This window comes from Nonomuraea sp. NPDC049269, from assembly GCF_043197155.1.
In the GTDB taxonomy this organism is placed as follows: domain Bacteria; phylum Actinomycetota; class Actinomycetes; order Streptosporangiales; family Streptosporangiaceae; genus Nonomuraea.
Window position 1 is genome coordinate 1,301,303 of the sequence record NZ_JBICSO010000002.1, and the last position, 20,645, is coordinate 1,321,947.

Annotated in this window: 21 protein-coding genes; 15 read left to right on the plus strand and 6 right to left on the minus strand. The window is 69.3% G+C overall.

The window, feature by feature from the left end:
• Positions 1–156 precede the first annotated feature (156 nt).
• Positions 157–1,512 carry a hypothetical protein gene (locus tag ACGFNP_RS16200; RefSeq protein WP_393319141.1) on the plus strand — a complete coding sequence of 452 codons (1,356 nt, stop codon included), beginning with the start codon at positions 157–159 and terminating at the stop codon, positions 1,510–1,512.
• On the plus strand, positions 1,509–2,282 hold the full coding sequence (locus ACGFNP_RS16205) for a class F sortase (protein ID WP_393319144.1): 774 nt from the start codon (positions 1,509–1,511) through the stop codon (positions 2,280–2,282). The genes ACGFNP_RS16200 and ACGFNP_RS16205 overlap by 4 nt, the downstream gene beginning before the upstream one ends.
• A gap of 288 nt (positions 2,283–2,570) precedes the next feature.
• Here the strand turns inward: ACGFNP_RS16205 and ACGFNP_RS16210 are convergent, their stop codons facing one another.
• Positions 2,571–2,741, minus strand: a complete 171-nt coding sequence (locus ACGFNP_RS16210; RefSeq protein ID WP_358340689.1) for a hypothetical protein — start codon at positions 2,739–2,741, stop codon at positions 2,571–2,573.
• A 49-nt stretch (positions 2,742–2,790) separates the two neighbouring features.
• Between ACGFNP_RS16210 and ACGFNP_RS16215 the strand changes: the two genes are divergently transcribed.
• The 4 genes from ACGFNP_RS16215 (at position 2,791) to ACGFNP_RS16230 (ending at position 6,357) form a co-directional block, all read left to right on the plus strand.
• Positions 2,791–3,321, plus strand: a complete 531-nt coding sequence (locus ACGFNP_RS16215) for a hypothetical protein (RefSeq protein WP_358340687.1) — start codon at positions 2,791–2,793, stop codon at positions 3,319–3,321.
• A 5-nt stretch (positions 3,322–3,326) separates the two neighbouring features.
• Positions 3,327–4,079: a class F sortase gene (locus ACGFNP_RS16220; protein WP_393319149.1), complete on the plus strand. Its 753-nt coding sequence runs from the start codon at positions 3,327–3,329 to the stop codon at positions 4,077–4,079.
• A gap of 25 nt (positions 4,080–4,104) precedes the next feature.
• Entirely contained in the window at positions 4,105–5,139 is a 1,035-nt protein-coding gene (locus ACGFNP_RS16225; RefSeq protein ID WP_393319152.1) for a hypothetical protein, read from the plus strand.
• Positions 5,140–5,211: 72 nt separating this feature from the next.
• Positions 5,212–6,357: an acetyl-CoA C-acetyltransferase gene (locus ACGFNP_RS16230; protein WP_393319155.1), complete on the plus strand. Its 1,146-nt coding sequence runs from the start codon at positions 5,212–5,214 to the stop codon at positions 6,355–6,357.
• Between the two features lie 126 nt (positions 6,358–6,483).
• Here the strand turns inward: ACGFNP_RS16230 and ACGFNP_RS16235 are convergent, their stop codons facing one another.
• Both ACGFNP_RS16235 and ACGFNP_RS16240 read right to left on the minus strand, forming a co-directional pair.
• On the minus strand, positions 6,484–6,621 hold the full coding sequence (locus tag ACGFNP_RS16235) for a hypothetical protein (protein ID WP_393319158.1): 138 nt from the start codon (positions 6,619–6,621) through the stop codon (positions 6,484–6,486).
• Between the two features lie 171 nt (positions 6,622–6,792).
• On the minus strand, positions 6,793–9,261 hold the full coding sequence (locus ACGFNP_RS16240) for an ATP-binding protein (RefSeq protein ID WP_393319161.1): 2,469 nt from the start codon (positions 9,259–9,261) through the stop codon (positions 6,793–6,795).
• Positions 9,262–9,441: 180 nt separating this feature from the next.
• Between ACGFNP_RS16240 and ACGFNP_RS16245 the strand changes: the two genes are divergently transcribed.
• On the plus strand, positions 9,442–9,897 hold the full coding sequence (locus ACGFNP_RS16245) for a carboxymuconolactone decarboxylase family protein (protein ID WP_358340675.1): 456 nt from the start codon (positions 9,442–9,444) through the stop codon (positions 9,895–9,897).
• 87 nt (positions 9,898–9,984) lie between these two features.
• Positions 9,985–10,440 carry a DUF1801 domain-containing protein gene (locus tag ACGFNP_RS16250; RefSeq protein WP_358340673.1) on the plus strand — a complete coding sequence of 152 codons (456 nt, stop codon included), beginning with the start codon at positions 9,985–9,987 and terminating at the stop codon, positions 10,438–10,440.
• Positions 10,441–10,443: 3 nt separating this feature from the next.
• Here ACGFNP_RS16250 and ACGFNP_RS16255 read toward each other — a convergent pair whose 3' ends face one another.
• Entirely contained in the window at positions 10,444–11,058 is a 615-nt protein-coding gene (locus ACGFNP_RS16255) for a TetR/AcrR family transcriptional regulator (RefSeq protein WP_393319164.1), read from the minus strand.
• A complete protein-coding gene (locus ACGFNP_RS16260) occupies positions 11,055–11,486 on the minus strand; it encodes a hypothetical protein (protein WP_393319167.1) in 432 nt (143 codons plus the stop codon). Before ACGFNP_RS16260 ends, ACGFNP_RS16255 begins: the two co-directional genes overlap by 4 nt.
• Positions 11,487–11,594: 108 nt before the next feature.
• On the opposite strand from ACGFNP_RS16260, the gene ACGFNP_RS16265 reads away from it, so the two are divergent.
• The 4 genes from ACGFNP_RS16265 to ACGFNP_RS16280 all read left to right on the plus strand — a co-directional run bounded on the left by ACGFNP_RS16265 (position 11,595) and on the right by ACGFNP_RS16280 (position 15,451).
• Positions 11,595–12,137 carry an RNA 2'-phosphotransferase gene (locus ACGFNP_RS16265; protein WP_358340898.1) on the plus strand — a complete coding sequence of 181 codons (543 nt, stop codon included), beginning with the start codon at positions 11,595–11,597 and terminating at the stop codon, positions 12,135–12,137.
• 76 nt (positions 12,138–12,213) lie between these two features.
• Positions 12,214–13,662, plus strand: a complete 1,449-nt coding sequence (locus tag ACGFNP_RS16270; RefSeq protein WP_393319170.1) for a serine hydrolase domain-containing protein — start codon at positions 12,214–12,216, stop codon at positions 13,660–13,662.
• Positions 13,659–14,801: a sensor histidine kinase gene (locus ACGFNP_RS16275; protein WP_393319173.1), complete on the plus strand. Its 1,143-nt coding sequence runs from the start codon at positions 13,659–13,661 to the stop codon at positions 14,799–14,801. The genes ACGFNP_RS16270 and ACGFNP_RS16275 overlap by 4 nt, the downstream gene beginning before the upstream one ends.
• Positions 14,798–15,451 carry a response regulator gene (locus tag ACGFNP_RS16280; RefSeq protein ID WP_393319176.1) on the plus strand — a complete coding sequence of 218 codons (654 nt, stop codon included), beginning with the start codon at positions 14,798–14,800 and terminating at the stop codon, positions 15,449–15,451. The genes ACGFNP_RS16275 and ACGFNP_RS16280 overlap by 4 nt, the downstream gene beginning before the upstream one ends.
• On the opposite strand, the gene ACGFNP_RS16285 is transcribed toward ACGFNP_RS16280, so the two are convergent.
• A complete protein-coding gene (locus ACGFNP_RS16285) occupies positions 15,441–15,923 on the minus strand; it encodes an Lrp/AsnC family transcriptional regulator (RefSeq protein WP_358340661.1) in 483 nt (160 codons plus the stop codon). The two genes, ACGFNP_RS16280 and ACGFNP_RS16285, sit on opposite strands and share 11 nt — an antisense overlap.
• Positions 15,924–16,003: 80 nt before the next feature.
• On the opposite strand from ACGFNP_RS16285, the gene ACGFNP_RS16290 reads away from it, so the two are divergent.
• The 3 genes from ACGFNP_RS16290 (at position 16,004) to ACGFNP_RS16300 (ending at position 20,602) form a co-directional block, all read left to right on the plus strand.
• Positions 16,004–17,200 carry an APC family permease gene (locus ACGFNP_RS16290; RefSeq protein WP_393319179.1) on the plus strand — a complete coding sequence of 399 codons (1,197 nt, stop codon included), beginning with the start codon at positions 16,004–16,006 and terminating at the stop codon, positions 17,198–17,200.
• Between the two features lie 91 nt (positions 17,201–17,291).
• Positions 17,292–19,154 (plus strand): acyl-CoA dehydrogenase family protein, encoded by a 1,863-nt coding sequence (locus ACGFNP_RS16295; RefSeq protein ID WP_393319182.1) that lies wholly within the window; start codon positions 17,292–17,294, stop codon positions 19,152–19,154.
• A gap of 188 nt (positions 19,155–19,342) precedes the next feature.
• On the plus strand, positions 19,343–20,602 hold the full coding sequence (locus tag ACGFNP_RS16300; RefSeq protein ID WP_358340655.1) for an extracellular solute-binding protein: 1,260 nt from the start codon (positions 19,343–19,345) through the stop codon (positions 20,600–20,602).
• Positions 20,603–20,645 lie beyond the last annotated feature (43 nt).

Below are 20,645 nucleotides of genomic sequence, written 5' to 3' on the forward strand. Positions count from 1 at the left end.
GCTGGGTGGGTGTGCAGAACAGAATACGATTCTGGTGCGGCTTTTCCAGGGGCGGACACGGGTTCATCACAAGTGCTGATAGTTACGGTGTTCGGCGGATATCGACCCTAAGATCGACCTTCGGCTTAGTGTTGATCGGAGTGTGCCGTGAGTCGGTTGCGGAAGGCGTTAATCGCCGCATCGGTCGGCATGGCGGCATCAGCCGCGTTCGTGGTGACATCCACTCCAGGCGAGGCGGAGTCATCGCTCGTCGCGAAGTATCTCTGCACGGGTGGTGTCGCCGGGACCGGGACGGGCGTCCAGCTGGAGGCCACGATCACGCCCAGGCTGACCGAGGGCGGCATGCTGAATGTCGGCTGGGCGCTCAAGTATCAGGGCACTCGCCGGTTCGGATCGCCCGGGTTCTTCCCGGCGGGTTCCACGCTCAACCTCGAAGGCGTGGTCGACATCACCGGCGCCTGGACCGGCCAGCTCCGGCCGAAGGGCAGCAAGGACCAGGCGGACCTCGTGCCCGGCGACCAGCTCGTGCTCCCCGACGGCCTGTCCGACGCCGGCTCCGTGCAGCGCACCGGCACCGTCCGGATCAAGCCGGCCGCGCTGGTCGTCCGGTTCAAGCCCGCCGAGGGGGAGGTGATGGTCAACAACCACAAGAGCGTCATCTCGTACACCCCGGACTGGAGCCGGATCCACACCGAGGAAGAGTTCGGCGACCACCTCTACGACCTGCACACGACCAACACGAAGAACGGCGTCGCCAAGCTGAGCTTCACCGGCACCCAGGTCGCCTACATCAGCAGGCGCGAGCGGGACCTCAGCGAGGTGCGAGTGCTCCTTGACGGCGACACCGTGACCGACGGGCTGGTCGAGCCGGGCAAGGACCGCGACGGCACCCCGATGACCGGCACCCAGGCCCAGGAGGTCCTCTGGGAGTCGCCGGTGCTCGACTACGGACCCCACACGATCGAGGTCATCAACACCGAGGCCAAGACCGCGTACGTGGACGCCTTCAAGGTGACCACCGGCAACCTGGACGAGCCGCCGACCCACAACCAGGCCACGTGCACGCTGCAGGGCGACCCCGGCGCAATCGAGGTGACGGTGCCCGGCGCCACCCCCAACTCGCCGACGCCGACGCCGACCCCGACACCCACGCCGACGCCCACCCCCACCCCGACCCCCACGCCGAGCGGCTCGGTCAGCCCGTCGAGCAGCCCGACGGTCTCGTATCCGAACGTGAACCCGGGTATCGACCGCAACCTGGTGAGCGTGGTGCCGGGCGGCGTGAACACCAGTACGGCGACCCCCAAACCGACCACCACCAAGACCAAGTACGTCAAGGCGCAGGTGGCCAAGACGCCCAAGGGCGGTGTGGACTCCGGTGTGGCTCCGGAGCCGGGGCGCGGGTCGTACGGGCTGATCGCGGGCGGCTCCATGCTGCTGATGGGGAGCGTCACAGGAGGGCTGGTGCTACGGCGGCGCAAGGCCGGGCACACCGGAGGAGTTGAGTCATGACCGAGCAGAAGCCGCTGCTGAACAGGGCACTTCCCGGGCTGTTGATCGCCGGGTCGCTGGGCGGGGTGGGCGCCATCATGGTCGGCCTGCTGTCGCTGGCGCCGACCGTGGACGACGGCTCGGGTCCCGGACCGCAGGCCCAGCCGAGCACGGTTCAGATTCAGAACGCGGCGGGCGCCTTCGTCCTGCCCCCGACCGTGGGCCCGGGCGGCAAGAACGTGCCGCTCACCCCGGCTCGCCTGGACGCCCCGCCGCCGCTGGCCGCCGCCCCGGTCGTCGCACCGATCCCGCCGGCCAAGACCAAGGCCAAGAAGGCGGCGCCGGTCCGCATCAAGATTCCGAAGATCAAGGTCAACGCCACGATCGGCTCGGTCACCGTCGACATCAAGGGCAACATGACCACCCCGCCGCTGTCCAAGCCGAGCCTGACGGGCTGGTACAAGTTCTCGCCGGTCCCGGGCGAGCTGGGGCCCGCGGTGATTAACGGCCACGTGAGCACCACGAAGGGCGCGGCGGTGTTCTACCGGCTCTCCGAGGTGGCCAAGGGGGACCAGATCTACGTGTACCGGTCGGACAAGAAGGTGACGCGATTCACGGTGAGCGGGGTCGAGCAGGTCAGCAAGTCCTCGTTCCCGACCGCTCGCGTGTACGGGAACACGAAGAACGCGCAGCTCAGGCTGATCACTTGCGGGGGTGTCTTCAACAAGACGGCTCACAGCTACACGGACAACATCATCGTGTACGCCACCCTGTCCAAGAAGAAGGGGTGAGGCGGGCAAGTGCTTGCTTGTAGGGTTTACGCGAACTTCACAGGGACAGTTCGTATCATCTCTACCTAACCGTGACCAACGGCTGGGATTCTGATACGCCTGTTGTTACTGCGCTGAACGGAGAAGGACAGTGCTGACGTCCAAGGCGAGGCGCCGCCTCGCCCTCAAGGCATCTGGCCTGGCCGTAGCGGGTGCAGGTATTTTCTGGGTTGTCCCGGCGGTGGCCCAGGCGATGGCGACGAAACCGGTGACCTACACGTGCACGACAGGCACGGGCGCAGGTGTCGACTACAAATTCGAGATGGACCTGCAAGGGCCACTGACCACGCCAACGCCCAGCTCCACAGCGGTGGTGACATGGAAGATCGCCCAGCCGGCGGCCTCGCCGACGTCGTTCACGGCACCGTCGGCGATCGCCACCACAGACCGCGTGGTCATCCAGGCGACCGCGGTGATCACTGGGACGCCGAATCCCAGTCCGACTGAGACGCGGTCGGTTGGTGCGTCCATGACGCCCCTCGCACCGGTCACCGCCAAGGCCACCATGCCCATCCCGCCGGTCCTGATTTCGCTCACGCCCAAGGCGACCGGTGTGATCGCCGTTGTGCCCGACGACTTCATCCTGCAGGTGGGCCCCACAAGCGGCACGGCACCGTCTACTTGGTACACCTGCAGCGTCAAGACCGGTTCCGAGGCCGAGGCGACCGCCGCGGCGGCTCTGATCACCGTCGCGACCGCCGGCACCACCCCCACCGGCACTCCGACCAGCAGTTCCACCCCCACCACCACGCCAACGACCACCCCCACCAGCTCGTCCCCCAAGCCCACCAAGACGCACACCAAAATCGTCACCAAGACGCCCACTGCGACGAAGACCACCACCAAGAGCTCCAAGACCCCCAAGGCCGGAGCCGACACAGGTGGTGGCGGTGACATGGGTCCCGACGGCAGGATGATCGTGCTGACCGGATCCCTACTGATCCTCGCCGCCGGCGTTGGAGGACTCGTGCTGCGTCGCCGTACCATCTCCAAGGGCTGACCGACGTGGCCGGACAGTACCCCTACGGGGGTGAGCCGCCGCAGGACAGGGGAAGCACGGTCCTCAGGTCGGTGCTGATCCTGGCCGCCGTGGCCGGGGTGGTGACCGTGGTGGCGGGGCTGTTGATCGTGCTGCGTTCGCCCCAGGAGTATGGTCTGGCCAGCCAGCGTGACACGCTGCCCGTCACCGTTCAGCCCGACGGCAAGGCCACGGGACAGCCGGCACAGGCCCTGTTCAAGGCGGCCCCCACGGCGCCGCCGCCGTTGCCGGAGCTGAACCCGGCGCCCCCGATGCTGCCGTCCACCCCGCAGCGGATCGTGATCAAGCGGCTGGGGATCAACGCGCCGGTCCAGTCCGTCGGGCTCGCCAAGGACGGAACCATCCAGGTGCCGCCGGCCGACAACCCCAACCTGGCCGGCTGGTACCGGAACATGTCCACTCCCGGCGAAGCCGGTCCGGCCGTGATGCTCGGACACAAGGACACCCGGACGCGCAGCGCCGTCTTCAGTCGCCTGTACGAGATCCGCAACGGCGACACCATCGAGGTCAAGCGGCAGGACCACACGACCGCCGTGTTCACCGTCGGCGGCGTGGAGCAGGCGAGCAAGAAGACGTTCCCCACCCAGCGGGTCTACGGCAACCAGACCAACGCCCAGCTGCACCTCATCACCTGCGGCGGCACGTACAACCGCAGTATCGGTCATTACACCGACAACATCATCGTCTATGCGACGATGACAAGCTCCTATCGAGGCTGAACGCGGAGGCGCGCGCATGGGCTGGATGGCTAAGCGGAGACTGCGTACTGGCCCGACGGCGGCCCTGCCCGCCAAACCGAGCCAGGCAGATCTCCTGCGAGTGGTACGACTGGCCGACCCGGAGGCCCGCGAGGACGGCGGTGACATCGTGGCGGTGGACGTCCGCGTGCACGCTCCGGTCGAGGCCGAGCCCGCGTTGGTGGGCGACGAGCTGGAACAGGTGTGGGCCTGCCGGGTGGTGGCCGAGGGGCCCCTGCCGTTCGACTACTTCGACCGTTACCTGGCCGAGGGGATCGCCTTCCGCCTCGGTGGGCTGGCCGTGTGCAGGGGAGAGGTGACCGATCCCGCCGACGACGATCGCGGCGGCCCGGCGGTGATCCTTCCGGTACGGCCGACGCCGGACGAACTGCGAGCGGTGCTGAGCCGCATCGAGGGCGGCCACAAAGCCGAAACAGGCGACAGTGACGATGCCGACGGCGCCACGGACGTGGCGACCTCGGACGCCGCGACCGAGGACGCGGCGATCACGGGCACCGCGACCGAGGCCGCCGTACCTGAGGACGCCGCGATCGCCGACGCCGCGACCGCAGATGCGGACGCGGATGCGGAGGTCGACGCGGATGCGGTCGCGAGCACGGACACGGCTGCGGACGGCGACGGCAAGCCCGACGTCGCGACCGCGGACACCGAGAGTGCCGCAGACGTCGACAGCGAAGCCGAGTCTGAGGCCGACACCGCGACAGTGGACGCCGATGCCGACGGAGAAGCCGAAGCGGTGGTTGCCGAGGTCCCCGCTGCCGGCAGTGACGCCGACCAGGACGATTTCCTCTACACGGTCGGCGACATACGGATCCTCGTGGTCCCGGAGAAGGGCCGGCCGCCCGCCGTACAGGAGCTGCTGCCCTTCGCCACCGAGCTGACCGCGATCGAGCTGCGCGGCGATGACCCCGCGAAGGTCGGCGCGCTCGCACTACGCCTGTCGGACGAGCTGAACGGGCTGATCGTGGACCGCTGGCGGTTCCGGATCGACGCGGTGGAGGACCTTCTGCCCCCGGGGTGACGGGGCGCAGAGCATCGTTCTGTTGTAGTCTCTCCCTAATAACCGAACAATGCTCGGTTTCAGGAGGGCACTGTGGCAGAGGCGTACATCGTCGGGGCGGTCCGTACCCCGGTCGGCAAGAAGAAGGGCGGCCTTTCCACCGTCCACCCCACTGACCTGGCCGCTCACACGCTGAAGGCGCTGATCGACCGCACCGGCGTCGACCCCACCGCGGTGGAGGACGTCATCATGGGGTGCGTCATGCAGTTCGGCCCCCAGAGCATGGACATCGCGCGGAATGCCTGGCTCTCGGCGGGACTGCCGGAGACCACGGCCGGTGTCACCATCGACCGGCAGTGCGGCTCCTCGCAGCAGTCGATCCACTTCGCGGCGCAGGGCGTCATGTCCGGCACCCAGGACCTGGTCGTGGCGGCCGGAGTCGAGTCGATGAGCATCGTCCCCATGGGCTCGTCGATCACGGCCGCGCTGGAGAAGGGCATGCCGTTCCCGTTCGGCGACATGTGGGTCGAACGGTACGGCAAGCAGGAGATCTCGCAGTTCCGCGGCGCGGAGCTGATGTGCGAGAAGTGGGGCCTCAAGCGCGACGAGCTGGAACGGTACGCCTTCGAATCCCACCAGCGGGCCGCCAATGCCATCGCGAACGGCCACTTCAAGGACCAGATCGCCCCCATCAACGGCGTCTCCGACGACGAGGGGCCGCGCGCGGACACGACGCTCGAGAAGATGGCCGGGCTGAAGACGCTCAAGGAAGACGGCCAGATCACCGCCGCCACGGCGTCGCAGATCTCCGACGGCTCGGGCGCGGTGCTGATCGCCTCGGCGCAGGCCGTGAAGGACCACGGGCTGACCCCGCGCGCCCGCATCCACCAGCTCGCGCTCATGGGTGACGACCCGGTGTTCATGCTGACGGCGCCGATCCCGGCGACGCGGCGGGCGCTGAAGAAGGCGGGGATGTCGATCGATGACATCGCGGTCACCGAGATCAACGAGGCGTTCGCGCCGGTGCCGCTGGCGTGGATGAAGGAACTCGGCGCCGACCCGGCCACCGTCAACCCCAACGGCGGCGCCATCGCCCTGGGTCACCCGCTGGGCGGGACGGGCGCGATCCTGATGACCAAGCTGCTGCACGAGCTGGAGCGCACGGGCGGCAGGTACGGCCTCCAGACCATGTGCGAGGGCGGCGGCCAGGCCAACGTCACCATCATCGAGCGCCTCTGACCCTGTTACTCAGTCCTGACGACGGTGCCCCGGCTCCTCGAACGAGGAGCCGGGGCACCGCGGGGAGTGCGGCGCGCCCATGGCGTCGGGTCGCGCGCCGCACGTACTACCATCCCGGGTAGTGGACTAGCGTCCCTTGGACGGGATCCGCCTGGGCGGCGCGATGGGCCGCTGCGGCATCCTCGGCATCTGCCGGGGAACCGGCGGGCCCTCCTGCCCAGGGAGGTTCTTGCCGTTTTTCTTCTTGCCTGAACGAACTCGCATGAGGAAGCTCCTTTACAAAACTCACGACGCGGCCCATGGCCGGTCGACAAGCTCAGCTGCCGCGTCTTGGACGAGATCGGCGGGTGTGCGCACCGCCGGACGGGTTGCCGAATTACAGGTAAAGGCGCATGTCATCGACCCTATGCGCGTCCACTGCCCATCGCAACTGATTTATTCGCGCGTCCTTGTGAGCTCCTGGCGGATGGCCTGTGCCGTCGCGCGGTGCTCGGTGGCGGCAGCCGGATCCGGCCCGTCGAGCACGGCCGCGATCCCCTCGTGGGCCAGTGCCTCCTTGTACCGGTAGCCCACCTTCCGGGCCAGTTCGAGTGCTTGACGGTGCAGGCGCAGGGCCTCGTCGGGCAGGCCGGCCAGCCGGCAGGTCTCGCCGTAATCGTGGAAGAAGTGCATCTTCCACTCTTCCTCGAACAGCTCGTCCAGGAGCGTGAACGCCTGCCGATGGCTGGCCAGCGCCTCTTCGTAGCGGCCCATCTGACGCAGGGCGACGCCCAGGCAGTTGAGACACCACGCCTCGTTGTGTTTGTGGCCGTCCTCGCGGGCGAGTTCCAGTGCTTGGCGCAGGTGCGCCGCGGCCTCGTCGGGTCGCTCGTGGGCGATGGCCATGCCGAGGGTGATCCGGGCGGTCAGCGCGGCCGGCCAGGCGGGGGCGGGGTGCGGGATGTTCAGCACCTCGCGGGCCAGCCGCGCCGCCTCCTCACGGTGTCCCAGCTGCAGCAGCGCCCAAGCCTCGTAGGCGCTCGCATGGGCCGCGCCCATCGGGCAACCGGCGTCGGCGTACAGCTTCCCCGCCAGCCGGAAGAGGTCGAGTGGCTCCTCGACATGGCCCTCGTCCCACCCCAGGAGGCCGCGGCGCATGATCAGGTCCGCCTCGGAGCGGATGTCCCCGGCCTGGGACAGCAGCGGTGCCGCCGCCTCGTACGCGGCGCCGGCCTCCGCCATCCGGCCCGCGTTGTAGCGGGCGAAGCCCAGGTCACTGTGCGCCTCGGCCAGTTGCCGCGGATCGCCCAGGCGCTGGGCGGCGGTCAGCGATCGCTCGAAGAGGACGTTGAGGTGCGTCGTGCCGCAGCGCCGCGCGAAGAACGCCCGCATGAAGCGCGGCAGCTCGCTCGCGTGCGCGTCGGCTCCGGTGGCGACCGCCACCTCGAAGACGCCCATCAGGTTCGTGTACTCCGTGGCGAACCAGCCGAGAGCAGCGTGCTTGTCGGTGAACCGCGGCAGCTCGGCCGGGGGCCGGCCCGCGGAGGCCGCGCGGCTGCCGGACACGTCCGGCATCGCGGCGTCGGCGGCGGCCGCCGCGTGCACGTAATAGTCGAGCACCCGGCCCAGCGCCTGCTCACGCTCCGCCGGAGAATCCTGCTCCGCGGCGGCTCGGCGCGCGTGCTGGTGCACCAGGTCGTGCAGCGTGTAGCGACCAGCCGACGGCTGCTGGACGAGGTGCGCGTCGAGCAGGTCCTCCAGCATCGCCTGGGCCCTGCGCAGCGGTACGTCCGCCAGCGCCGCGGCCACGTACTCGTCGAAGGACGACCCGGACAGCAGGCCCAGCAACCGGAACAGCCGGCGCTCGGCCCGGCCCAGCTGCCGTACGGACATGGCGAACGCGGTGTCGAACTCGCTCGCGCCCTCCGCCATGCGTTCGACGAGGATGCCCACGGTCCAGCCCGGCCGGTGCCGCAGTCGGGCTCCGGCCAGCCGCAGGGCCAGCGGCAGATGTCCGCACAACCGCAGCACCTCGGCCGCGGACTCCGGGTCGCGGGCCAGCCGGCCGTCGGGGCCGCTGGGATCGCCGCTGGCGCGGACCAGTAGCTCCGCACTCTCCTCCGGGGTCAGCACGTCCAGCGACACCGGGGGCACCTCCTCCAGGCCCAGCAGCCGGTTGCGGCTGGTGACCAGGGCGACGGAGGGGCCCGCGCCGGGCAGCAGCAGGCGGACCTGGTCAGCACTGGCGGCATTGTCGAGGACCACGACGGCCCGCCGACCGGCGAGTTCCGACCGCCAGCAGGCGGCCAGCGGCTCGACGCCACCCTCCTGCGGGATCTTTTCCGATGGGACGTCGAGCGCGGCGAGCAAGGTCCGCAGCGCGGGATCGGGATCGAGTGGTTCCCGCCCGTCGGTGAACCCGTGCAGGTCCAGATAGAGCTGGGCGTCCGGGTACTCGACGGCGAGCCGGTGCGCGGCGTGCACCGCAAGACAGGTCTTTCCGACGCCCGCCATGCCGTCTAAGGCGACCACCCGGCTGCTGTCCACCGCGGCGAGTACGGCGGCGAGCTGGGCCTCACGTCCGGTGAAGTCGGGCACGTCGCGCGGCAGATCGTTGCGGGGCGGGCGTGGGGCACCGGCGGGCGCCGACGGGGGCTGGACCTGACGGCTCGTCTTCGGAGGCGCCGGCAGGGGGTTCGTGGCCCGTTCCCACAAGGGGCGCAGCGGACGAGGGTCACGCTTGACGAGGCGGCAGAGCTCGATCACCACGGGCCAGGGCGGCACCGACTGGCCGCTGAGGTAGCGCGACAGCGACGACGAGCTGAGACCCGTGTCCCGCGCGAGGGCCCGCACGCCGCGCCCGGACAGCTCCTGGAGCAGACGCAGCCGGGCGGCCAGTTCGTCTTGAGGGTCCGCCTTGGTCATCCGCTGTGTCCTGCCTCTCTGTCCCACTGCCGAAGCAACTTACCTGGACGAATCGCCGCAGGCCATAGCCGTTTCAGCTGTCCCACGGTGTCCCATCGCCATCGTCATGGCAAGCCCGTTCGGCTGTTATGGAGTCACGCCCCGAGGGACGGGGCGCCGATCCGGAAGAGGAGAACCACAATGCAGTCCCGTATGCAGAACCCGGCCGCCATCCTGCCCGACGCGATGCAGCCCATCCAGCAGCTCTTCAAGGCCGTGCACGCCGGTGGGGTGGACGGTCAGACCCTGGAGCTGGTGCACCTGCGGGTCAGCCAGATCAACGGCTGCAGCGCCTGCGTCGACGCGGGCGCCAAGAGCTCCCGCAAGGCCGGGGTGAGCGACGAGCGGCTGGCCACGGTCGCCGCCTGGAGGGAGGCCCCGTACTTCACCGAGGAGGAGCGGGCGGCGCTCGAACTGGCCGAGGCCGCGACGCGGCTGGCCGACCGTCCCGACGCGGTGAGCGACGAGGTCTGGGACAGGGCCGCCACCTATTTCGACGAGAAGCAGTTGGCCGCGATCGTGCTGATGATCGGCGTCACCAACCTGTTCAACCGGCTCAACGCCACCACCCGGCAGATCGCCGGCGCATGGGGGTGAGCGGTGCGCGGTCCCGGACCCGCGGCCCGGGACCGCTCGCCTCACCTTTGCCAGCCCGTCGCCCATACCAAGAGGGAGATTTCCACCATGAACGAAACGCGTAAGTCTGACCAGAAGTTCGATGGGTTCACCGACGAAGAGCGAGCCGCGATGAAGGAGCACGCCCAGGAGCTGAAGACGGCCGCGCGCCGCGGCTCGCGCGCGGCCAAAGCCGACGGGGAGCGCGACGTGCTCGCGAAGATCGCCGAGATGGCGGAAGCGGACCGGGTCCTCGCTGAGCGGATCCATGCGGTCGTCAAAGCCGGCGCGCCGGCTCTGTCACCGAAACTCTGGTACGGGATGCCCGCCTACGCCAAGGATGGCAAGGTCGTCTGCTTCTTCCAGAGCGCGGAGAAGTTCAAGGCGAGGTACGCCACCCTCGGCTTCAACGACCCGGCGAACCTCGACGACGGCACCATGTGGCCGACCGCCTTCGCGCTGACGAAGTTGACCGCTGACGACGAGGCGCGGATCGCCACACTCGTGCGGCAGGCGGCGGGCTGAGGGTCAACGCTCTTGACCGAGCCGCCCCTCGAACCCCGAAACCATGGCCCGCATCCCCGCCTCGAACCACTGGTCGTAAAACGCCACCACCGCTGTGCCGTTCGGTTGCGGGGCGTCAGTGCTGCCCGGTGGGGTGCCGACCTGGGCCAGGGCGTGGCCCAGGACGTAGACGGCGATCGACTGGATGGCGGTGAGCGCGTCCTGACGCGGGATCCCCGCCGCCTCGAAGCGGTCCAGCAGCCCGGCCAGCAGCTCCAGCCCCAGATCGATGTCCACCGGATGGGTCGCCAGCAGTGGCACGGCGTGCGGATGGCCGAGCAGCATCCGCCGGTAGGCCCCCGCGAACCGGGCGAGTGCCTCGGGCCACGGCATGTCCGCTTCGAGGTCGATCACGGCCTCGGCGAACAGGTGATCGACCACCGCGGCGAGCACCGCGTCCCGGTTCGGCAGGTGGCGATACAGGGACATGGCCGCGACCCCGAGCTGGGTGCCGAGGCGGCGCATGGTGAGCGCGTCGAGCCCCTCGGCGTCCAGTACGTCGATGGCCGCGGCCACGATCCGTTCGCGGGTCAGGACGGCCGGGCGTCCCCTGCCGCGCCGGGGTGCGGGCTCGTTCATCCACCCAGGGTAACGATCAGCGTGGTGGCCAGCATGAGCAAGGACAGAGCGCCCACCACCAGGTGCTGAACGTCGATCACCACCTCATGCCCCTCGGTCGGCAGGATCTTGAGCGTCCGGCTGTACTCGCGCTGATAGGTCTCCCGCTGGGCGGCCGTGCCACCGCGGAAGTAGGGGAGCCACCAGTTCCGTACGTGTCCGCCGACTATGAGCACGCAGAGCGCGGTGGCGGCGATCAGCGACCAGGTCTGGTGCAGTGCGACCCCGGCTGCGATCAGTAACGGGAACGGGTAGTTGACGCAGGCCGCGAGCACGCGCTGGCCGATGTTGCCGGGCCGGAGGTCGTTCAGCGGGAACATCGGCACCCACTCGGTCACGACGAGCCAACCGAGCCAGACGAACGGGACGATGATCGCGATGGTGGACATGGTGCTACCTCTCGATTGATTTTGAGTACGTTGTAAGCTTACGTAGTACACAAAATGGCCGCAATGGGGTTGCCGGAGATCGGGTCGCTGGGACATGCTCGGGGGATGATGGACGACCGGAGGCTGGTGCGGATCTCGAAATACCTGGCCAAGCACCTACGCCATGAGCCCGAGCGGATCGGGATCGAGCTGGACGAGCGCGGCTGGGTGGAGGTCGACGTCTTCCTGCGGGCCGCAGCCTCCCACGGGTTCCCCATCGACCCGGCTGACCTGCAGCGGGTCGTGGCAGGCAACGACAAGCAGCGGTACGCGCTGGAGAACGGCAGGATCCGGGCGAACCAGGGCCACTCCATCGAGATAGACCTGGACCTGCCGGTGGCGGAGCCGCCCGCGTACCTCTATCACGGCACGGTGGCGAGGAGCCTGCCCGCGATCCGGGCCGAGGGCCTGCGGCCGATGAACCGCCACCACGTCCACCTGTCGCCCGACCGCGAGACGGCCACGCGGGTGGGAGCCCGGCGGGGCAAGCCGGTGGTCCTGTCGGTGGACGCGGGGGCGATGCACGAGGCCGGACACGAGTTCCGCGTCAGCGCCAACGGGGTGTGGCTGGTGGACGGGGTGCCACCGGCGTTCCTCCGCTTCCCGGACTGACGTCAGACTTTCGTCAGGGGTGGTCCTGGACGGTCGGCGGATCTTTTCCGGTCGGCTGATTCCTACCGTCGTCACCATGAAACCCAAGCTCATCGGCGCCCTCGCCGCGGCGGCGGCGCTGATCGCCGCACTGTCCGCACCCTCAATCGCGCAGGCCGCGTCGAGCGCCGAGCTGACCCCCGCCGCCATCGACACCTACCTCGGCAAGGTCATGGATGCCACCGCTTTGCCGGGTATATCCGTCGTGGTCACCCACAACGACCGAGTGATCCACGCCGCCGGCTACGGTCGGGGCTCCGACGGCAAGCCCGTCACCGCCGACACCCCCATGCGGGTCGCTTCTCTCAGCAAGTCGTTCACCGCCATGGCCGTGCTGACGCTGGCCGACGCGGGCAAGATCCAACTGGACCAGCCGGTCGCCGAGCAACTGCCCGGCTTCCACATGGCGGACCCGCGCGCCACGACGATCACCGTACGTCAGCTGCTCAACCAGACCTCCGGCCTGTCCGACACCACCGTCGACATCAGCGCGCTGGAGGAGACCACCTCCCTCACCCAGTACGTGGATCGGCTCAAGACCGGCACGCTCGCCACCGCCCCTGGCACCAAGTGGGCGTACTGCAACGTCAACTACGACCTGGCCGCCCGCCTGGTCGAGGTCGCCGGCGGCCAGAGCTTCGACGACTACCTGAAGCAGCACGTCTTCGCCCCGCTCGGCATGACCCACAGCGCCCTGCGACAGGAGCAGGTCCGGCCGTCGGACGGCTACAACTCGGTGTTCGGCGCCTGGATGGCTCGTCCCGAACTGCCCGGGTTCCTCGACGGCAGCGGCTCCGGCGGGGTCATCACCACCGCCGCCGACATGGGCGCCTGGCTGGTCAGCCAGAACGGCAAGGGCAAGCAGCTCGTCACACCCCAGAGCCTGCGGACCATGCACGCCCCGTCGAAGATCAGCGACTACGGCATGGGCTGGAGCCTCGACGGCGACACCAAGCTGTACGTGCACTCCGGCAACCTGTTCACCTATACCGCCGTCGAAGCGATCTCCCCCGAGACCGGCTACGGTTTCGCGGTCATGACCAACAGCGCGGCCCTCACCGACGACACGTACGCCGTCGCCACCGGTCTCTTCGCGATGACCCAGGGGCGGACGCCCGAGGTGCCCGGTGGTGGGCGGCAGACGTTCGAGCTGGTGCTCGGCCTCATCGGGCTGGCGGCCGTCGGGTTGGGCATCGTGGGCGTAGCGCGGTCACGACGCTGGGCGGCCAGGCGGGCCGGGCGTCCCGGGTGGCGAATCGCGTTGCGGATGCTACCGGTGCTGCTGCCGGTCGCAGTATTGGCGGCATATCCGGACATGATCTCGTTCATCTCGAACGGGCGGACGGTCACCTGGGCCCAGCTCACCTACTTCCCCGTGCCTCTCACGATCACCCTGACGGTCGCGGCGCTGGCAGGCGCGGCCACGACGGTGATGCGGCTCGTCCGGCTGCGGACACTACGGCGCTCGATAGGGTCTAGCAGGTGAGAAACGGGGCGATTCTGGCGGTTGTCGCGGGGATCAGCCTGGTCAACGGGCTGCACCTCGACTACATCCCGGTCTGGCGGCAGTTGCTGTTCGTGGTGGTGGCCGTGGTCGCCTACCTGCACGGCCGGCATCTTCCGGTACGCCGGGACTGGCTGGTCCTGGGGGCGGTCGCGATACCCGGTGTCGTGGCGCTGGGCGTGGATCTCTGGGACGGTGTGGGCGCGCTGATGTCCCTGGGGCTGTTCGCGGTGCTGCCCTGGTTGGCGGGGCGGTTCCGGCGGCAGCAGGCGGAGCTGGTCGAGGCGGGACGGCAGCGCGTCGGTCAGTTGGAGCGGGAGCAGCAGTACACCGCCGAACGCGTCAAGCTCCATGAACGCGCTCGTATCGCCTCCGACATGCACGATTCGCTCGGCCACGAGCTGGCGCTGATCGCGCTGCGGGCCGGGGCCCTGGAGCTGGCCGCCGACATGAGCGAGGCGAACCGGGAGGCGGCCGCCCAACTGCGGGTCTCGGCGGTGACGGCCACCGACCGGTTGCGCCGTACCGTCGGCCTGCTGCGCGACTCGGGCGGCGCCACGACGGACCCACCGGACGAATCGATCGAGGCACTGGTCGAACGGGCTGTGCGGGCCGGCATGGCGGTGACCCTGCGTCGCGACGAACGGTCGGCGATCCTGCCGCCTCTGCTGGACCGGGCCGCGCATCGGGTGACACAGGAGTCACTGACCAATGCCGCCCGCTACGCACCCGGCGCCGAGGTCCAGGTCACCATCGAACACAACGCCGGTACGCTCACTGTCACCGTGACCAACGCACCCCCGCCCACAGAACCGGCCTTGGCCGACGACGACGCCAAGCGAGGGTCGGTGCCGGTGGGCGGCCGTGATGGTGGACGGCCCGTGCGGGTCGGTGACCACAGCGGTCGGCCGGTCCCGAGTCCCGGCGGTGGGGCGGTGCCCATCGGTGGTGGCGGTGGCACCGGGCTCGCGAGCCTGCGAGAACGGGTCCGGCTACTGGGCGGCACGCTGCAGGCCGGACCAACCGGCGCGGCCGCCCCGAACGTGGCGCCGCACATCGGTGGGTTCGCCGTGACGGCCCGGTTCCCCTGGCGGCCGTCGGACACAGGAGAAAGCGCATGATCCGAGTCCTACTGGCCGATGACGAGCCCATGGTCCGGGCAGGGGTCAGGTCGATCCTGGCCACCGACACCGGCATCGAGGTGGTCGCCGAGGCCGGAGACGGCCGGGAGGCCGTCGAGCTGGCCCTCGCGCACCGGCCGGACGTGGCGATGCTCGACATCCGCATGCCCCGCCTGGACGGCCTGGCCGCGGCGGCCGAGTTGCGGGCCGTGCTGCCGGACGTGGCGGTGGTCATGCTGACCACGTTCGACGAGCGCGAGTACGTGGCCAGGGCGCTGGAGGAGGGCGCGGCCGGTTTCCTGCTCAAGGCCGCCGACCCGCGCGAGCTGATCATCGGCGTCCGGGCGGTCGCGGGCGGCGCGGCGTACCTGTCGCCACGCATCGCCCACCAGGTCATCGCCGAGCTGAACGACGGCCGGCTCACCCGCACCACCACAGCCCGCAAACGGACCGAATCCCTCACTCCGCGCGAACACGAGGTGCTGGCCCTCGTCGGCCGCGGCCTGTCCAACCAGGACATCGGCCGCGAGCTGTTCCTGTCGCAGGGCACGGTCAAGGCCCACGTCAGCGCCATCCTCCTGCGGCTGGAGGTGACCAACCGCGTCCAGGCCGCGATCATCGCCTACGAGGCGGGCCTGGTCACGGACTGAGGACATCCGAAGGCTCGTACGGCAGCAGACTCGGCGCGGTGTTGTGCACCTGCTGGAAGATGACCGACGTACGGAACCCGGCGATCTCCCGCCGCTTGCTGAGCCGGTCGAGCAGGAAGGCGTGCAGGTGGTCCAGGTCCTGGACCGCCACGTGCAGCAGGAAGTCGTCCCCACCCGCCAGGACGAACACGCTCAGCACCTCCGGCTGCTCGGCCGCCGACTGCTTGAACGTCTCGATGACCGTCCTGCTGAGCGGACGTACCTGGACGGAGACGAGCGCCTGGACGCTGCGGTTCAGTGCCGCCGGGGCGATGTCGGCGTGGTAGCCCCGGATGACCCCGCGCCGGGTCAGGGCGCGGACGCGTTCCAGACAGGTGGAGGGGGCGACGCCCAGCTGTCTGGCCAGTTCGCGGTTCGATTGCCGCGCATCCGTTTGAAGAAGCCGAATGATTCCCGAATCAAGTTCATCCACAGCGGCATTATCTCTTCGGAACCAGCCAAACGTTCGCCGGAAGGCAGGAAGCATCACGCATTCGACTAATTTCGGCTGCTATGTCGGAACAAACGAAAGGTCGCCTGAGTGCCGGGCAGGGTACGGCGATGCTGCTGGGCGGGGTGCTCGGACCGGGCATGCTGGTGCTGCCGCAATTGGCCGCCCAGGCCGCGGGCCCGGCGTCGATCCTGGCCTGGGTGGGCCTGCTGGTGCTGAGCGCACCGGTGGCGATCACGTTCGCCACGCTCGGCGCGCGCTACCCGAACGGCGGCGGGGTGGCCGCCTTCACCGGCCTCGCGTTCGGCGGCCGGGCCGCCGCGGTGGTCGGCTGGTGGTTCTACGGCGCGGTTCCGCTCGGCATCGTGGCCGGCGCGCAGGTGGGCGCGGTCTACGTCGCCGCGACCCTGGGCGTGGACCAGACCATCGCCGCCGCCACCCTGCTCGCCGCCGCCTTCCTCGCCAACGCCGCGGGCCTGCGCACCTCCGGGCGCCTCCAGGTGACCTTGGTACTCCTCCTGATCGCGCTCCTGGCGACGGCCGTCGCCACCGCCGCGCCACACGCCAGCGCCGCGAATTTCACCCCATTCGCCCCGTACGGCATGGCAGGCGTGATCTCCGCGGCCGGAGTGCTCTTCTTCGCCTTCGTCGGCTGGGAAGCCGCCACCCACCTGTCCGCGGAGATCGGCGACATCAGAAGGGCCACCACGGTGACCCTGCTCGTGATCTCCGTCCTCTACCTGAGCGTCTCCATCGTCTCGATCGCCGTCCTGGGCCGCCCGGCCCCCATGTCCGCCCTGCTGGAGACCGGCATCGGCGCCGCGGCCGGTCCGATCACGATGGCCGCGGCCATCGCCCTCACCTTCGGCGCCATCAACACCTACATAGCCGGCGCCGCCCGCCTGGGCGCGTCCATGGCCGGGAGCGGATCCCTGCCGTCCTGGTTCGGCAGAGGCGGCGCACCTGGACAGACCCCCTACCGCAGCCTGGCCCTGCTGGCCGCCCTGACCGGCCTGGTCATGCTGTTGCCGGCCGACCTCGACACCCTCATGCGGGCCACCTCGGCCTGCCTGGCCGCGGTGACCACGGCGGGAGTGGCCGCGGCCACCCGAATCCTGCCGCCGGGAACGCAGCGCAACACGGCCATCGCGGCGACCGCCCTGTCATGCATAGCCCTGGCCTGCTGCGGCACATACCTAGCAGTGCCGGCGGCTCTGTCCCTGATAGCCCTGCCGGTGGCAAAGCGGCAACGAGCGTAGGCCCGAAACCGGGTGCGGCGGGTGGCGGGCGACCCGGGCTTGCCGTAGAAGAAAGAGAAAGAGACCCCTCACCGAACGGAAGAGGGACGCGATGACCGACTACGCAAAGGCGAGAGAGCTCGGCGAGCAGGCCCGCGAGAAGGAGTGGACCCGCCCGAGCTTCGCGAAGCAGCTGTTCCTTGGAGACTTCCGCCTCGACCTGGTCTATCCCGCACCCACGCTGGCCGACGAGGCGACCAAGCGGGGGGAGGACTTCGTCAGAGCCGTCCGGCGGTATCTGGACACGCACGTCGATCCCGCCGCGATCGAGCGGACCGCGCAGGTGCCCGACGAGGTGGTCAAGGGACTGGCCGAGCTCGGGGCGTTCGGGATCACGATCAGCCAGGACTACGGCGGGCTGGGCCTGCCGTATCTGTACTACTGCCGCGCGCTCATGCTCGTCGGGTCCTACTGCCCGGCGCTGGCCACGCTGCTGTCGGCGCACCAGTCGATCGGGGTGCCGCAGCCGCTCAAGCTGTTCGGCACCGAGGAGCAGAAGCGGGAGTACCTTCCGAGGTGCGCGCGCGGCGAGGTGTCGGCGTTCCTGCTGACGGAGCCGGACGTGGGCTCCGACCCGGCGCGGCTGTCCACGACCGCCGTCAGGGACGGCGACGACTACGTGCTCGACGGCGTCAAGCTGTGGACGACGAACGGCGTGGTCGCCGACCTGCTGGTCGTTATGGCCCGCACCGGCAAGAAGATCAGCGCGTTCGTGGTCGAGGCCGACTCACCCGGCATCACGGTGAAGCGGCGCAACGCGTTCATGGGGCTCAGGGGCATCGAGAACGGTGTCACCGAGTTCTCGCAGGTCAGAGTGCCTGCCAAGAATCTTATCGGGCGTGAGGGCGAAGGGCTGAAGATCGCGCTCACCACGCTCAACACCGGGCGCCTGTCGCTGCCGGCCACCTGTGCGGGCAACGCCAAGTGGGCGGTGAAGATCGCTCGCGAGTGGAGCAACGCCCGGGTGCAGTGGGGGCGCAAGGTCGGTGAGCACGAGGCCGTCGCCACGAAGATCGCTTTCATCGCGGCCACCGCCTACGCCCTGGAGGCCGTCTGCGAGCTGACCAGCCGCATGGCCGACGACCAGCGCAACGACATCAGGATCGAGGCCGCGCTGGCCAAGCTCTACGCCTCCGAGCTGTCGTACCAGGTGCTCGACGAACTGGTCCAGATCAGGGGCGGGCGCGGCTACGAGACCGCCGAGTCGCTGGTCGCGCGGGGCGAACGCGGGGTGCCGGTCGAGCAGATGCTGCGCGACTCGCGGATCAACCGGATCTTCGAGGGCTCCTCCGAGATCATGCGGCTGCTGATCACCCGCGAGGCGGTCGACGCCCACCTGTCGGCGGCCGGGGAGCTGATCAACCCCGACGCGTCCAGGAAGGAACGCGCGCAGGCGCTGCGACAGGCCGGCCGCTTCTACGCCCGCTGGCTGCCGAGCCTGGTCGCGGGCAGCGGCAACCTGCCCGCCGGCTACGCCGAGTTCGGCCCGCTGGCCGCCCACCTGCGCTTCGTCGAGCGGACCAGCAGGAAACTGGCCCGGTCCACCTTCTACGGGATGTCCCGCTGGCAGGGGCGGCTCGAACACAAGCAGTCGTTCCTCGGCCGGATCATCGACATCGGGGCCGAACTGTTCGCGATGACGGCGGTCTGCGTCAAGGCCGAGGAGGACGCCCACGACCTGGGGCGGCGGCCGTACGAGCTGGCGGACACGTTCTGCCAGCAGGCGCGGCGCCGGGCGGAGGCGCTGTTCGCCAGGCTCTGGGACAACAGCGACAGCCAGGACACGCGCCTGGCCCGCTACGTCCTCGAAGGCCGTTACACCTTCGTCGAGGAGGGCATTCTCGACCCGTCCATCGAAGGGCCGTGGATCGGATCACCGCAGGGCGGGGAGAACGTACGGAGAAAGATCCTCTGACGCGCGGTCTAGACCGGTTGTGAGGTTTTTCGCGCCTGAGTGTTTTCAAACCGAGACCAACCGGTATAGACCAGACGCCAAATCGGGGCTTACTCTGACGCAAACGCGTTGAGCTGTGACTCACGCACCCGGCGGCTGGTACGGACCAGCAAGACCCGTCCGATGAGAAGGCGGTACTTTCGGTGAACATGAAACTTGTGGGCGGTGCCGCTCTCGGCTTGGCGACCGTGCTGGTCCTGTCCAGCTGCGGCTCGGGAGGCGATTCCGGGAGCACTCCGAAGGCCTCCGCCGGCGGCGCGGTGACGCTCAAGATGGTCGCCGCCGACTACGGCGACGGCCCGGGCAAGCCGAACTCGGGTGAGACGTTCTGGAAGGGCGTCGTGGACGAGTTCCAGGCGGCGAACCCGAACATCAAGGTCGACGTCCAGGTCATCAACTGGAACGACATCGACAAGCAGGTCGCCACCATGGTCCAGAACGGCCAGGTGCCCGACATCCTGCAGACCGGCGACTACTCCGGCTTCGTCAAGGACCAGCTCCTCTACAAGGTTGACGAGGTCCTGTCGCCCAACGTCTCCGGCGACATGCTGCAGAAGTTCGCCGACTTCGGCAAGGTCGACGGCGCCGCGTACGGCATCCCGTTCGTGTCCTCGGCCCGCGCCCTGTTCTACAACAAGGACCTGTTCAAGAAGGCCGGCATCGCCGAGCCGCCCAAGACCTGGGACGAGCTCAAGGCCGACGCCGAGAAGCTGAAGAAGGCCGGCGTCAGCCAGCCCTTCGGCCTCCCGCTCGGGCAGGAGGAGGCCCAGGCCGAGTCGTTCCTGTGGATGCTCGGCAACGGCGGCGGCTACAAGGACGCCTCCGGCAAGTGGGCGATCAACTCCCCGCAGAACGTCGAGACGTTCAACTACGTGAAGGGCCTGGTCAACGCCGGCCTGACCACCCCGAACCCGGGCACCAAGGACCGTAAGACCGTCTGGGAGGACTTCGGCGCCGGCAAGGTCGGCATGGTCAACGGCGGCCCCATGTCCATCCCGATCTTCGACGCGGCCGGGCTGAAGAACTACGGCGTCGCGCCGATCCCCGGCAAGTCCGGCCCGCTCGACACCACGCTCGGCGTCATGGACTGGATCATGGCGTTCAACAAGAACGGCCACGCCGCCGAGATCAAGAAGTTCTTCGACTTCTTCTACACCGGCAGCGCCGCGCAGAAGATCAGCGACACCTACAAGCTGCTGCCCGTGACCAACGGCGGCATCCAGAAGCTGTCGGGCGACGAGAAGCTCAAGCCGTTCCTCGACGCGCTGCCCAACGCCAGCTTCTACCCGTTCCAGGACCCGAAGTGGGCCGAGGTCAACCCGGCGATCAAGCAGACCATCGGCGGGGCCGTCAAGGACGATCCGGCCAAGGTGCTCGGCGAACTCCAGAAGACCGCCGAGGGCAGCTGACCCTTCGGGGGCCCGTACGGCCGGCGCTCCGCGTCCAGAGCGC

What these genes read in the sequence shown, in the direction of transcription:
- ACGFNP_RS16205 (WP_393319144.1), top strand. Translation starts at nt 1,509, where the DNA reads ATGACCGAGCAGAAGCCGCTGCTGAACAGGGCACTTCCCGGGCTGTTG.
- ACGFNP_RS16215 (WP_358340687.1), top strand. Translation starts at nt 2,791, where the DNA reads ATGACGCCCCTCGCACCGGTCACCGCCAAGGCCACCATGCCCATCCCG.
- ACGFNP_RS16225 (WP_393319152.1), top strand. Translation starts at nt 4,105, where the DNA reads ATGGCTAAGCGGAGACTGCGTACTGGCCCGACGGCGGCCCTGCCCGCC.
- ACGFNP_RS16235 (WP_393319158.1), bottom strand. Translation starts at nt 6,621, where the DNA reads ATGCGAGTTCGTTCAGGCAAGAAGAAAAACGGCAAGAACCTCCCTGGG.
- ACGFNP_RS16240 (WP_393319161.1), bottom strand. Translation starts at nt 9,261, where the DNA reads ATGACCAAGGCGGACCCTCAAGACGAACTGGCCGCCCGGCTGCGTCTG.
- ACGFNP_RS16245 (WP_358340675.1), top strand. Translation starts at nt 9,442, where the DNA reads ATGCAGTCCCGTATGCAGAACCCGGCCGCCATCCTGCCCGACGCGATG.
- ACGFNP_RS16250 (WP_358340673.1), top strand. Translation starts at nt 9,985, where the DNA reads ATGAACGAAACGCGTAAGTCTGACCAGAAGTTCGATGGGTTCACCGAC.
- ACGFNP_RS16255 (WP_393319164.1), bottom strand. Translation starts at nt 11,058, where the DNA reads ATGAACGAGCCCGCACCCCGGCGCGGCAGGGGACGCCCGGCCGTCCTG.
- ACGFNP_RS16260 (WP_393319167.1), bottom strand. Translation starts at nt 11,486, where the DNA reads ATGTCCACCATCGCGATCATCGTCCCGTTCGTCTGGCTCGGTTGGCTC.
- ACGFNP_RS16265 (WP_358340898.1), top strand. Translation starts at nt 11,595, where the DNA reads ATGGACGACCGGAGGCTGGTGCGGATCTCGAAATACCTGGCCAAGCAC.
- ACGFNP_RS16270 (WP_393319170.1), top strand. Translation starts at nt 12,214, where the DNA reads ATGAAACCCAAGCTCATCGGCGCCCTCGCCGCGGCGGCGGCGCTGATC.
- ACGFNP_RS16280 (WP_393319176.1), top strand. Translation starts at nt 14,798, where the DNA reads ATGATCCGAGTCCTACTGGCCGATGACGAGCCCATGGTCCGGGCAGGG.
- ACGFNP_RS16290 (WP_393319179.1), top strand. Translation starts at nt 16,004, where the DNA reads ATGTCGGAACAAACGAAAGGTCGCCTGAGTGCCGGGCAGGGTACGGCG.
- ACGFNP_RS16295 (WP_393319182.1), top strand. Translation starts at nt 17,292, where the DNA reads ATGACCGACTACGCAAAGGCGAGAGAGCTCGGCGAGCAGGCCCGCGAG.
- ACGFNP_RS16300 (WP_358340655.1), top strand. Translation starts at nt 19,343, where the DNA reads ATGAAACTTGTGGGCGGTGCCGCTCTCGGCTTGGCGACCGTGCTGGTC.